The organism is Spiribacter salinus M19-40 (assembly GCF_000319575.2).
Lineage (GTDB): Bacteria > Pseudomonadota > Gammaproteobacteria > Nitrococcales > Nitrococcaceae > Spiribacter > Spiribacter salinus.
In genome coordinates this window covers 906,598-919,121 of sequence record NC_021291.1, presented here as the reverse complement: position 1 = coordinate 919,121, position 12,524 = coordinate 906,598, and the positions used below count along the sequence as shown (strand labels likewise).

Annotated in this window: 12 protein-coding genes and 1 pseudogene; all 13 read left to right on the top strand. The window is 60.5% G+C overall.

Translation table 11 applies throughout. The features are described 5' to 3' along the window. Window positions 1–67 precede the first annotated feature (67 nt). Window positions 68–880: pseudogene (gene rpsB / locus SPISAL_RS04590) on the top strand (30S ribosomal protein S2); the annotation flags it as partial. Between the two features lie 137 nt (window positions 881–1,017). Continuing rightward, window positions 1,018–1,902 carry a translation elongation factor Ts gene (gene tsf, locus SPISAL_RS04585; RefSeq protein ID WP_016353300.1) on the top strand — a complete coding sequence of 295 codons (885 nt, stop codon included), beginning with the start codon at window positions 1,018–1,020 and terminating at the stop codon, window positions 1,900–1,902. Between the two features lie 10 nt (window positions 1,903–1,912). Beyond that, entirely contained in the window at window positions 1,913–2,632 is a 720-nt protein-coding gene (gene pyrH, locus SPISAL_RS04580) for a UMP kinase (RefSeq protein WP_016353299.1), read from the top strand. A gap of 4 nt (window positions 2,633–2,636) precedes the next feature. Further along, a complete protein-coding gene (gene frr / locus SPISAL_RS04575; protein WP_016353298.1) occupies window positions 2,637–3,194 on the top strand; it encodes a ribosome recycling factor in 558 nt (185 codons plus the stop codon). A gap of 25 nt (window positions 3,195–3,219) precedes the next feature. Then, window positions 3,220–3,963 (top strand): polyprenyl diphosphate synthase, encoded by a 744-nt coding sequence (gene uppS, locus SPISAL_RS04570; RefSeq protein WP_016353297.1) that lies wholly within the window; start codon window positions 3,220–3,222, stop codon window positions 3,961–3,963. Continuing rightward, window positions 3,956–4,786, top strand: a complete 831-nt coding sequence (locus SPISAL_RS04565; RefSeq protein ID WP_016353296.1) for a phosphatidate cytidylyltransferase — start codon at window positions 3,956–3,958, stop codon at window positions 4,784–4,786. The genes uppS and SPISAL_RS04565 overlap by 8 nt, the downstream gene beginning before the upstream one ends. Before the next feature lie 8 nt (window positions 4,787–4,794). After that, the gene (locus SPISAL_RS04560; protein ID WP_187287982.1) at window positions 4,795–5,985 is read left to right on the top strand and encodes a 1-deoxy-D-xylulose-5-phosphate reductoisomerase; all 1,191 of its coding nucleotides are present in this window, start codon (window positions 4,795–4,797) and stop codon (window positions 5,983–5,985) included. After that, on the top strand, window positions 5,985–7,349 hold the full coding sequence (gene rseP / locus SPISAL_RS04555) for an RIP metalloprotease RseP (protein WP_016353294.1): 1,365 nt from the start codon (window positions 5,985–5,987) through the stop codon (window positions 7,347–7,349). Before SPISAL_RS04560 ends, rseP begins: the two co-directional genes overlap by 1 nt. A gap of 12 nt (window positions 7,350–7,361) precedes the next feature. Next, window positions 7,362–9,656, top strand: a complete 2,295-nt coding sequence (gene bamA, locus SPISAL_RS04550) for an outer membrane protein assembly factor BamA (protein ID WP_016353293.1) — start codon at window positions 7,362–7,364, stop codon at window positions 9,654–9,656. Between the two features lies 1 nt (window position 9,657). After that, window positions 9,658–10,230, top strand: coding sequence for an OmpH/Skp family outer membrane protein (locus SPISAL_RS04545; protein ID WP_245539887.1), 573 nt, complete (start codon window positions 9,658–9,660; stop codon window positions 10,228–10,230). Between the two features lie 14 nt (window positions 10,231–10,244). After that, a complete protein-coding gene (gene lpxD / locus SPISAL_RS04540) occupies window positions 10,245–11,306 on the top strand; it encodes a UDP-3-O-(3-hydroxymyristoyl)glucosamine N-acyltransferase (protein WP_016353291.1) in 1,062 nt (353 codons plus the stop codon). Beyond that, window positions 11,278–11,745, top strand: a complete 468-nt coding sequence (gene fabZ / locus SPISAL_RS04535; protein ID WP_016353290.1) for a 3-hydroxyacyl-ACP dehydratase FabZ — start codon at window positions 11,278–11,280, stop codon at window positions 11,743–11,745. Before lpxD ends, fabZ begins: the two co-directional genes overlap by 29 nt. Then, entirely contained in the window at window positions 11,745–12,518 is a 774-nt protein-coding gene (gene lpxA, locus SPISAL_RS04530; RefSeq protein WP_016353289.1) for an acyl-ACP--UDP-N-acetylglucosamine O-acyltransferase, read from the top strand. The genes fabZ and lpxA overlap by 1 nt, the downstream gene beginning before the upstream one ends. Window positions 12,519–12,524: the final 6 nt, after the last annotated feature.

Here is a 12,524-nt window from a genome sequence, read left to right as displayed (position 1 = left end):
GGGGTGCCCCAAGGGGTTGTCAGTTGCGGGTGCATGGAGGCTTAACCCGATACAAGGAGATTTCACCATGGCCAAAGTGACCATGCGACAGATGCTGGAGGCCGGCGTTCATTTCGGCCACCAGACCCGTTACTGGGACCCGAAGATGGCGCCGTACATCTTTGGCGAGCGCAACAAGATTCACATCGTTAACCTCGAAAAGAGCCTGCCGCTGTATCAGGACGCCCTGAATTACGTGGGCAAACTGGCCGGCAACGGCGGTCGGATCCTGTTCGTTGGCACCAAGCGCGCGGCACGGGATGCCGTACGTGAAGAGGCCTTGCGCTGCAAGATGCCTTACGTCAACCACCGCTGGCTCGGTGGCATGCTGACCAACTTCCGTACCGTCAAGCGCTCGATTCGCCGCTTCAAGGAGCTCCAGGAGCAGAAGCAGGACGGGACGTTCGACAAGCTCGGCAAGCGTGAGGTCCTTTCCCTGCAGCGTGAGATGGACAAGCTCGAACGCGCCTTTGGCGGCATCGTCGATATGGAGTCCTTGCCGGACGCCCTGTTCGTGGTTGACGTTGGCTTTGAGAAGATCGCGATCCAGGAGGCCCGCAAGCTCGGTATTCCGGTTGTGGCCGTGGTGGATACGAACAACAGCCCGAAGGAAGTTGACTACGTCATTCCGGGCAACGACGACGCGATTCGTGCCATTCGGCTGTATCTGCACGGAGCAGCGGATGCCATTGTGGATGCGCGGATGACGACAGCGCCCGGCAGCAGCGGCGAAGATGAATTCGTCGAGATGTCGAGTGGGGCCGCTGAAGCCCCGGCTGAAGCTGCGACCAAGGCAGCGCCGACCGCGGCGGCCGCCGAAGCACCCGCAGAGACACCGGCGGAGGCGCCAGCAGAGGCACCGGCAGAGACACCCGCAGAAGCGCCTGCCGCTGAGCCGGAGCCGACCGACACACCGGCGGCCGACGACGACGCGGCAAAAACTGACGGCTAGACCGAACCGAACAGGGGAACGTACTGATGGCGATTACCGCACAACTCGTCAAGGACCTGCGCGAGCGCACGGGTGCCGGCATGATGGAGTGCAAAAAGGCGCTGGTTGAAACCAGCGGTGATATGGACGCGGCCGTTGAGTACATGCGCAAGCGTGGACTCGCGAAGGCGGACAAAAAAGCCGACCGCGTGGCAGCGGAAGGGGCTGTGGTGGCCTCGATTGCTGATAACGGCAAGGTGGGCGCGATTGTCGAGATCAACAGCGAGACGGATTTCGTCGCCAATGGCGATGACTTCAAGACCTTTGCCCGGCAGGTGGTCGAGCGCATCCTGATCAATGATCCGGCGGATCTCGGCGCACTGATGACGCTGCCGCTCGAAGCCGGTGGCCCGGATGTCGAAATGGCTCAAAAAGAGCTCGTGGCCAAGATCGGCGAGAACATCCAGGTCCGTCGCTTCCAGCGCTTTGAGACCGAGTCAGGTGCCGTTCATCACTACCTCCACGGTGGACGCATCGGCGTACTGCTGGAACTGGAAGGTGGCGATACTGACCTTGGCCGCGACTTGTGCATGCACATCGCAGCCAGCCAGCCCGTCTGTGTCAGCGTAGATGATGTATCCGAGGAGCGGGCGCAGCATGAGCGCGAGATTCTGATTGCCCAGGCGCAGGAGTCGGGTAAGCCGCAGGAAATCATCGAAAAGATGGTCGAGGGGCGGCTGCGCAAGTGGCTTGCCGAGATCACGCTGCTCGGTCAGCCGTTCGTGAAAGATCCTGATCAGACCGTCGAGGCGCTGCTGAAGAGCCGTGGCGCCCGGGTGGTACGGTTTGCCCGCCTTGAGGTGGGTGAGGGCATCGAAAAGCGCGCGGAGAACTTCGCCGAAGAGGTGGCGGCTACGATTCAAGGCAGTTAAGGGGATCCCCATGGCCGAACCGGTTTACCAACGCATCCTCCTCAAACTCAGCGGGGAGGCGCTGCTCGGCGAGGCCGATTACGGCATCGATCCTCTGGTATTGCGTCGGCTCGCGGCCGAAATCCACGCGTTGGTTGACCGCGGTGTGGAGGTTGCACTGGTCATCGGCGGGGGCAATATCTTCCGGGGTGCCGGGCTCGCTGAGGCCGGCATGGACCGGGTGGGCGCGGATCACATGGGCATGCTTGCCACGGTCATGAACGGCCTGGCGATGCAGGATGCCCTGGAGCGCGAGAATGTCTTCACCCGCGTGATGTCCGCGATCAAGATTAATCAGGTCTGTGAGGATTACATCCGCCGCCGGGCTGTTCGCCATCTCGAGAAAGGCCGGGTCGTGATCTTTGCCGCGGGAACGGGTAACCCGTTTTTCACCACTGACTCGGCAGCAAGCCTGCGGGCGGTGGAAATCGGTGCGGATCTGATGTTGAAAGCGACCAAGGTGGACGGTGTCTATTCCGCGGATCCCATGACCGATCCCTCGGCCTTGCGCTACGACCAGCTGACCTACGATCAGGTGCTCGACGATCGGTTGTCCGTGATGGATGCCACGGCGATCGTCATGTGCCGTGATCAGAACATGCCCATCGTGGTTTTTGATATTAACGAGCCTGGCGTGCTGGCGCGTATCGTCGAGGGCGAGCGTGTGGGGACCCGGGTCGAGCGGGGATGAGGCAATGATAGACGAGATTGCAAAAGACGCGGACCAGCGTATGGCGAAAAGCGTCGAGAACCTGAATCAGGATCTGCACAAAATCCGCACCGGCCGAGCGCATACGAGCCTGCTGGACCAGGTGAGTGTGAGTTACTACGGCACGGAGGTGCCGTTGAATCAGGCGGCTACGGTCTCCGTGGGTGATGCGCGCACGCTGGTTGTGACGCCCTTCGAGAAGAGCATGACCGGGCCGATTGAAAAGGCGATCATGGAATCCAATCTGGGTTTGACGCCGAACACGGCGGGCCAAGCGATCCGGATTCCGCTGCCGCCGCTCACCGAGGAGCGCCGGCGCGATTTGGTCAAAGTGGTGCGCAGCGAGGGCGAGCAGGCCAAAGTCGCAGTGCGCAATATCCGACGCGATGCGAACAGCGACTTCAAACAGCTCCTCAAGGAAAAAGAGATCACCGAAGACGAAGAGAAGCAGGGTGAGGATCGCATCCAGAAGCTGACGGACAAGCACATTCAGGCGATCGATGAGCTGTTGGCTGGCAAGGAAGAGGAGCTGATGTCCGTTTAAGGCCATCAGGTCGATAGACGCCGCCATGAACGCTGCAGGCAAACCCGTGCCCGCCCACGTGGCGATCATCATGGATGGTAATGGTCGGTGGGCGGCACACCACGGCGAGCCCCGTCATCAGGGCCACCGGGCTGGGGCGGACTCGGTGCGTGCGGTGGTCGAGGCGGCGGCGCGCGCGGGTGTGAGTGCACTGACGCTCTTTGCCTTTAGCAGTGAGAACTGGCGCCGGCCGGCCAACGAGGTCGGTATGCTCATGGAATTGTTCCTGCGGGTGCTTGACCGCGAGACCGATCGACTCCACGAGAATGGCATCCGCCTGTCGGTGATCGGTGATCGCGCGCAATTGTCCGACAAGCTTCAAAGACGCTGCGCCGCTGCCGAATCGCTGACAGCGGCTAACACCCGTATGGACCTCAATATTGCGGCGAGTTACGGCGGCCGCTGGGATCTTGCTCAAGCCGCGCGCACGCTGGCTGAAGAAGTGGAGCGTGGCGAGCGCGATGCGGCGTCCATTGATGAGGCGGCCCTTGGCCAGACCGTCTGTCTTGGACACGCCCCTGAGCCTGATTTGTTCATCCGCACCGGCGGCGAGCAGCGGATCAGCAATTTTCTGCTTTGGCAGCTCGCCTATACCGAACTCTATTTCACCGATACGCTCTGGCCCGATTTCAAGGCTCCCGAGTTGCAAACCGCACTTGACTGGTTTGCGAGCCGGGAGCGTCGCTTCGGTGGCCTTGCCGGCGCTAGCGAGGCGGCACCGGATGCTTAGGGCGCGTTTGCTAACCGCTTTGCCACTGGCCGCTGGCGTCCTTGCGCTGATCTGGTTTGCGCCCAGCACATGGGTGAGTGCGCTTTTTGCGTTGGTCGCGCTGCTCGGCGCCTGGGAATGGGTCGCGTTGTGTGGTCGACAAACGCTTGCGGTGCGGCTTTTGTATGTCTCACTTTTTGCTGCCGTTCTCGCGGGGTTGAACGCCGCAGGGGCCGCCGCGCCCCGGTTTCAGGAAGTGTGGGGTGTGCCCGCGTTAATCTGGTGGCTTGCCGTGCTGGTGCTCTTGCTTGCCCAGTCACGCCGCCCGGATGCGGTGTTATTACCGCCAGCCGCGCGCATGGTGGCGGGCCTGATCACGCTGAGTCTGGCGTGGCTTGGGCTCGTCGCGATCCATACCCGTCCTGATGACGGAGCGTTCTGGCTGACCGTGCTATTCAGTCTGGTATGGGGTGCCGACATCGGGGCCTATTTTGCGGGTCATCGATTTGGCCGACTCCGGCTTGCGCCAGCGATCAGTCCCGGTAAAACCTGGGAAGGCGTTGCGGGGGGCATTGTGACGGGTCTAGCGCTTATGGTTTTGCTCATGGTCATGGGGAAGGGCCTTGGCGAAGCGTTTCCGTCTCTCGGCTGGCTTGTGCCAACGGCGCTTATTGTCATGGCGGCTTCGGTCGTTGGTGATCTCGGCGAGAGTGTGCTCAAGCGCTGGGCGGACGTAAAAGACAGCGGCCGGTTGCTGCCGGGTCATGGCGGTGTCCTGGATCGTGTGGATGCGTTGCTGGCTGCTGCGCCCGTTATGACGACCGCGTTGATGCAACTGGCATGACCAAGACGATCATGAGTCAGCGGCTCTGTCTTCTTGGTGCGACGGGCTCCATCGGGACCAGCACGCTCGACGTCGTGGCGCGTCATCCCGATCGGTATCGCATCCAGGCACTTACTGCCCTTCGCGATGTGGCCTCCATGACAGCGCTTTGCGAGCGCTTCCGCCCGGCGATTGCGGTGATGGCGGATGCCTCGGCAGCTGCTGCGCTAGCCGATGCACTCGGGCCTGATCACCCGACACAAGTGCAGGCGGGGGAAGCAGCGGTCGTTGAAGCCGCAGCATATCCGGAGGTGGACACTGTCGTGGCCGGGATCGTTGGCGCTGCAGGACTCGCGTCTTGCCTGGCGGCGGTTGAGGCAGGCAAGCGGGTATTGATTGCGAACAAAGAGGCGTTGGTTGTTGCCGGGGATCTGGTCATGGCAGCGGCACGTCGAAGCGGGGCGGTGGTGTTGCCCATCGACAGTGAGCACAACGGGCTTTTTCAATGCCTGCCTGAGACGGCACCCGGCCGCGCTGAGCGGTCTGTGAACGATGTTGATCGTCTGGTGTTAACAGCCTCTGGTGGTCCATTCCGTACTCGCCCAGTGGAAACGCTGGCAACGGTGACAGTGGCGGAGGCCTGTGCGCACCCGAACTGGTCCATGGGACGAAAAATCTCGGTAGACTCTGCAACCATGATGAATAAAGGCCTGGAAGTCATTGAGGCTTCTAGGTTTTTTGAAATGGAGTCAGAGCGGGTTGAGGTGGTGATTCACCCGCAAAGTCTGGTGCATGCGCTGGTGCAATATCGAGATGGCTCCACCTTGGCGCAGCTTGGGCGGCCTGATATGCGCACACCGATCGCGGCGGCACTGGCCTGGCCCGCGCGGATTGAGGCCGGCGTCGAGGGGCTGGACATGACGCGGCTGGGACAACTCGATTTCGAGCCCCCCGAGCCTGGCCGGTTCCCCTGCCTTGGATTGGCACGCGCCGCATTGGAGTCGGGCAGTGCCAGTACCGCGGCCTTGAACGCAGCGAACGAAATAGCCGTGGCGGCGTTTTTGTCTGGAGAGATTGGTTTTCATCGCATCGCACCGGTGATAGAGGCTACTCTGGAGGGCATGACACACGCACCCATGAGCGACCTCGAGGCATTGCTTTCTCATGAGCAGTCCGCGCGCCACGTTGCCGGTGAGCACGTCCGGCGTTGGAGGCAGTGATGGGCGTGCTGACTAATATTCTCGGATTCCTGCTGGTCATCGGCGTACTGGTGGCGGTGCATGAGTTCGGGCATTTCTGGGTAGCCCGGCGGGTTGGTGTGCGGGTTTTGCGGTTCTCTATCGGATTTGGTCGCCCTTTGCTGCAGCGTACAGGCGCGGATGGCACGGAATACGTTATTGCGGCCATCCCCCTTGGCGGCTACGTCAAGATGCTGGATGAGCGTGAGGGCCCGGTCGACCCGGCTCACCAAAGTCAGGCGTTTAACCGCAAGCCGCTCTGGGCGCGCAACGCGGTGATCGCCGCGGGCCCTGTGTTCAATTTCGCGCTGGCGATTTTGGCCTACTGGGCCGTTTTTGTGATCGGGGCCACCGAAATGCGACCCGTGCTCGGCGAAATCCTGCCGGATACCCCAGCGGAAGCGGCAGGGTTTCAGGCGGGTGATGAACTCAAACAGGTCGCTGGCAGCGATATTCAAGCCTGGGATGAGGCGGTGTTGACGCTAATACGCGCCGCCGATAATCCCCCGATACCCGTGGTGGTCGAGCGACAGGATGGTACGCAGACGCAGCGTGAACTGGACCTGTCAGACGAGCGCTTGCTGGATGATCAGGGTGAGGTGCTTAACAAGATTGGGTTTCAAACCTGGCGGCCACGGATCGATCCGGTCATCGATCAGGCGGTCGATGGGGGTGCCGCGGCCGAGGCCGGGATCCAGTCTGGTGATCGGATCGTGGCGGTCGAAGGCGAGCCGGTCGAGCGCTGGGGGGCGTTGGTTGAGTCGATCCGGCGCTATCCCAACGAAACCGTGGATTTGACCGTGATACGCGGCGACGAGCCGCGTCAGTTAACGGTTAATCTGCAGGCACGCGGCGGGGGCGACCAGCAGATCGGCGTGCTCGGCGTGACGCCACGTGTGCCGGACGGGTTGTTTGAGGACATGCGCCATCAGGTCCGTTACGGCCCAGTGGCTGCAATACCCAAGGCGACTGAGGCGAGCTGGCGAGCCGGCGCGCTCACCGTGGAGGTGTTGGCCAGCATGGTCATTGGGGAGGCGTCGGTGAAAAACCTCAGCGGTCCGATCAACATTGCCCAGTATGCCGGTGATAGCGTCTCGCTCGGGATAACGCCATTTCTCAAGTTCCTGGCGATTGTCAGCATCAGTCTTGGTATCCTGAACCTATTGCCTGTGCCGGTGCTGGATGGTGGGCACCTTTTGTACAACACGATCGAGTGGGTCCGCGGGCGGCCTTTGTCCGAGGCAGCTCAGGGTATCGGCCAGCAGATTGGTCTCGCACTGCTGGTCATGCTGATGGCGCTGGCTTTTTACAATGACCTGCACCGAATCTTCGTGACCGGGGGCTGATTAAAAAGGCTGATGATGCGCAAGAAATTTGCAGCGCTTTTTCTGATGTGTGGGGCCGGTGCAGCCCAGGGATTTACGGTCGAGGACATCGATATTCGCGGTATCGAGCGTATCGCCGAGGGCACTGTGCTGAACTATTTGCCACTTGAGCGTGGTGACGAGATCGATGCCACAGCCAGTGCCGACGCCGTTGAGTCCTTGTTCGAGACAGGATTCTTTGATGATGTTCAGCTCCTGCGCGATGGCGATACGCTGATCATCGAGGTGGACGAGCGCCCTGGCATTGCGCAGATCGAATTCACGGGCAATGACGAAATTCCGGGTGATCGGCTGCGAGATGGCCTATCGGGCGCCGGTCTGGGTGAGGGGCAGAGTTTTGATCCATCGCTGCTCTCAACCATCGAGCGTGAGCTCGAGCAGCAGTACTTCGCGCTTGGATACTACGACATCGATATTGAGAGTACCGTCTCTCCGCTGCCCCGAAACCGAGTCAGCCTTCGCCTGGACATTGAAGAGGGCGAACCGGCTTCCGTACAGCCTATCCAGTTCATTGGTAATCAGGCCTTTGACGGCGATACGCTTCGTGATGAGTTCGAGATGGGCCCGCGGGCCTGGTGGGCTTTTCTATCAGACCGCGATAAGTATTCGCGTCAGCGGCTCTCCGCCGATCTAGATCGTCTGCAGCGATTCTACCGCGATCGCGGCTACGCCAATTTTGCCATTGACTCGACGCAGGTGGCGATCAGCCCGGATCGCCAGCGAATTCATATCACCGTCAATCTGAATGAAGGCCAGAGGTACAACGTCGGCGAGATCGAACTCGCGGGTGATCTGATTTTTGATGAAGCGGAACTGCGTGAGCTGCTCACCGTAAAAAGCGGCGAGGTCTATAATCAGCGGCGTATCGGCGAGACGGTGGATGCGCTTCGGGACAAGCTGGGCGAGCGCGGCTATGCGTTTGCACGGATCAACCCGGTCCCAGAGATCCGGGCCGCTGATGAAGCGGTGGATTTGACCTTTTTTGTCGATCCGGCCGATCGCGTCTATGTTCGGCGTGTCCGGATCAGTGGTAATGAGACCACGCGAGATGATGTGATCCGCGGTGAGATGCGCCAGTTTGAGGGGACATGGCTCTCAACCTCTGATCTTGAGGAGTCTGAACGCCGTCTTGGCCGGACCGGCTTTTTTGGTGATGTGCGGGTCAACACGCCGCGGGTGCCAGGTACCAATAACCAGGTCGACGTTGAAGTAGAGACCACCGAGCGCTTGTCAGGCAGTTTGCGCGCGGGTGTCGGCTTTGGCAGTGACCAGGGCGTGATCCTGAATTTGGGTGTTCAACAAGACAACGTCTTTGGTACCGGTGATCGCGCCGAGTTCGTGGCCAACAGCAACGACGCGGATACGGAATACCGGCTGTCCTATTTGGAGCGTAATCACACGCTCAGTGGCATCGATCGTCGCTACGCCATCGCCTTCCGCGACCGTGAAGCCGATGAATTTGATTTGAACGACTACGGTCTTAAATCGGCGACGGCATCATACGGTTACCGTTTGCCGGTCTCATCGAATGATCGTGTTGGTGCGGATCTGGAGTTCGAGGAGACGGATATCGATCTTCCCGCGGACGCCGATTCTTATCTGGTGGATGAGATTGCCCGCGAGGGGCGCAGTAATGCCGTTGTCCGCGCGAATATCTCCTGGACGCGGGATACGCGCAATCGGGCTGTTTTCCCGACGCAAGGGGGCCGGCAGCAGTCTCGCCTTGAGGTGTCCCTTCCCGGCGTCTCGGATTTCGAGTACTACCGGCTGAGCGTTGATCAAACCCGCTATGCCGCACTCAACGAGCGATTCACCCTCATGCTTGACGGGACGCTCTCGTACGGTGATGGCTACGGCGATTCGGAAATTCTGCCCTTCTACGAAAACTTCTATGCCGGTGGTATTCGTACTGTTCGAGGCTATGATCGCAATTCACTGGGCCCGACCGACGACAGTGATGAGCAAGTGGGTGGCAACCTGCGCGTGCTCGGCCGCGTCGAGATGCAGGTTCGCCCATCGCTGGATGACGACGCCAATAACCTGAGATTGAGTGCCTTTGTTGATGGCGGCCAGGTTTGGGATCTGGAGCGCGAGGGCCTGGGTGGCTTTGATCAATTCGACACGGCGGATTTGCGCTTCTCGGCGGGTGCCGGGCTGACTTACTACTCCCCGATTGGTCCGCTGACGATGAGTCTGGCTCGGCCACTCAATGATGAACCAGGCGATGAGACGCAATTTTTCCAGTTCACGATTGGAGCGACCTTCTGACATGGCGATGAATTCACCTGAGACGGCGATGCGCGCCAAGAGGGCATGCCACTCGCTGCTTTTAATGCTGATTTTCTTCCTCGCCGTTTCTGCCAACGGTGTGTCAGCCGATGAGTCGTTGAAAATCGGTTACGTGAATCCAGGCCGTGTTTCGGATGAGGCCCCACAGGCCGATGCGGCGCGTGAGCAGTTACAGGAAGAGTTCGCGCCTCGGGATGAAGAAATCCTCTCAATGCAGGACTCGCTGCGGGCGCTTGAGGACCGGCTGGCAGAGCAGCGCCTCAGCCTGGGTCAGGATGAACAGGAGGAGATGCAGCAGCAAATTGTTGTGCAGCGCCGCCAGATTCAGCGCCAACAAGAGGCCTTCCGAGAAGATTTCAACATGCGCCGCAATGAGGCACTGGGAGATCTTCAGCGCCGAATCCTGCGAGTGGTAAGTGAATTTGCCGAGGAGCAAAGCTTTGACCTGGTCGTGAGTGATGGCGTGGTTTACGCCAGTGACCAGGTCAACATCACCGATCGGATTATCCAGCGTCTCCAGCGCCAGTACGAGCGCGATCAAGGCGCTGAATAGCAGGGGGCATCGGCTTGCAAGGACAGTCATTCACGCTGGCAGAGTTAGCCGAGCTCACGGGCAGCGAGCTCTCCGGTGATGGCAATCTTGTAATCGATTCGGTAGCACCACTCGAGACGGCGGAAAGTGGTTCGATCAGTTTTCTTGCCAATCCACGCTATCGCCGTGCCGTTGCGACGACCCGGGCCAGTGCCGTCATCCTTCCGATGGACATGCGCGCCTCGGCGCCGGCCGTCCCGGCAGTCTTCTCCAACAACCCGTATCTTGCCTTCGCGCGGGTGGCCCGTGCGCTGAACCCGCAGCGTCCTGCACAGCCTGGGGTTGACCCCAGTGCCTGGGTGGCTCCTGGTGCTTACGTTGACCCGGCAGCGGAAGTCGCCCCACACGCTGTGGTTCATAATGAGTCCCGCATCGGTGCTGGCAGTGTGGTTTGCTCCGGTGCGGTTATCGGCGTGGGTGCAGTTCTCGGCGCTGACTGTGTGATCGGTCCAAACGTGACCATTGCGGAGGGCTGCCAACTAGGTGACCGGGTGCAGGTCAGTGCAGGTGCGGTGATTGGGGCTGATGGCTTTGGCTTCGCGCAGGATGGTGAGCGCTGGGAGGCCGTGCCACAGCTGGGTACCGTACAAATAGAAGATGACGTCAGCATTGGCGCCAATACCACGGTTGATCGCGGCTCCCAGGGAGACACGCGAATCCGTCAGGGCTGCAAGATCGATAATCTGGTTCAGATTGCCCACAACGTGGAAGTGGGTGAGCACACGGTGATTGCTGCGTGTACCGGTATTTCGGGAAGTACGCGGATTGGACGGTGCTGTATTATCGCGGGTTCGGTCGGAATTGCCGGCCATTTGAACATCGCCGATGGCACCACTTTCACCGGCATGGCCATGGTGACGGGCAACGTCCGTGAAGCCGGGGTTTATTCGTCCGGTATCCCGGCGATGCCCGCGCAGGATTGGCGGCGAAGCGCGGTTCGCTTCCGCCAGCTTGATGCCATGGCGAGACGGATTGATGCGCTCGAAAAGGCGCTTGAAAGGATGAATGATGACAACAACGAACACACTGGACCTTGAGGGCATCAAGCGCCGGTTACCCCACCGCTATCCGTTTCTGCTGGTCGATCGAGTGGTGGATTATGTGCCGGGGGAATCGCTCCACGCACGCAAGCAGGTCTCAGCGAATGAACCCTGGGTGACGGGGCACTTCCCGGGGCAGGCGATTATGCCGGGTGTGCTGCTGACTGAAGCGATGGCGCAGGCGTGCGGTTTGATGGCTTTTGTCACGCGGGAAGCCGAGCCTGGCTCTGAGCTGCCACCCGAGGCACCGTTATTTTTCCTGGTGGGCGTCGATAACGCGCGGTTCAAACGTCCGGTTGAACCGGGGGATACGGTGGATCTTCGGATTAGTCTAGGCCGTGTCGTCCGCGGTATCTGGCTTTTTGAGGCGCGTGCCGAGGTCGACGGCAACCTCGCTGCTAGCGCGGGGATTCGCTGCACGATGAAGGAAATGTGATGGAGATTCATCCGACAGCGATCGTCGACCCACGGGCAAAGATCGGCGAAGGGACCGTGGTGGGACCGTACTCGGTGATTGAGGGTGAGGTAACCCTTGAAGGCGGCTGCTGGGTTGGCCCTCACGTCGTTATTCGCGGGCCTGCGTCGATTGGCTCGGGTACGCGCATTTTCCAGTTTTCGTCGATTGGTGAGGAGCCACAGGATAAAAAGTTCGACGGTGAGCACACCTGGCTGGAGATCGGCACGGATAACACCATTCGCGAGGGCGTGACGATTAATCGCGGGACTGGCGAAGGGGGCGGGGTCACTCGGATCGGAGATCGCAATTGGATCATGGCCTATGTGCATATCGCTCACGACTGCCTGCTCGGCAATGAGGGTGTCTTTGCCAACGGTACATCGCTCGCCGGTCATGTCTGCGTTGGCGACGCGGTCACTCTGGGTGGTTTCACGCTGGTCCATCAGTTCTGCCAGCTCGGCGAGGGTTGTTTTACCTCAATGGGCAGCTGTATTCGCCGTGACGTCCCGCCTTGGGTGATGGTGTCTGGCGACCCGGGTCAACCGCACGGGATTAATAACGAGGGTTTGAAGCGCCGCGGGTTTGACAGTGAGGCCCGTCAGCGCGTGCGGACTGCCTATAAAATGCTCTATCGGCAAGGACGCGCGTTTCACGATGCGATTGACTCGATCGAGGCACTCTCGCCCGATGATCCGGTGCTGAACGGAATGGCCCATTTCCTTCGAGCCTCGTCCCGAGGCGTTGTGCGCTGAGCGGTG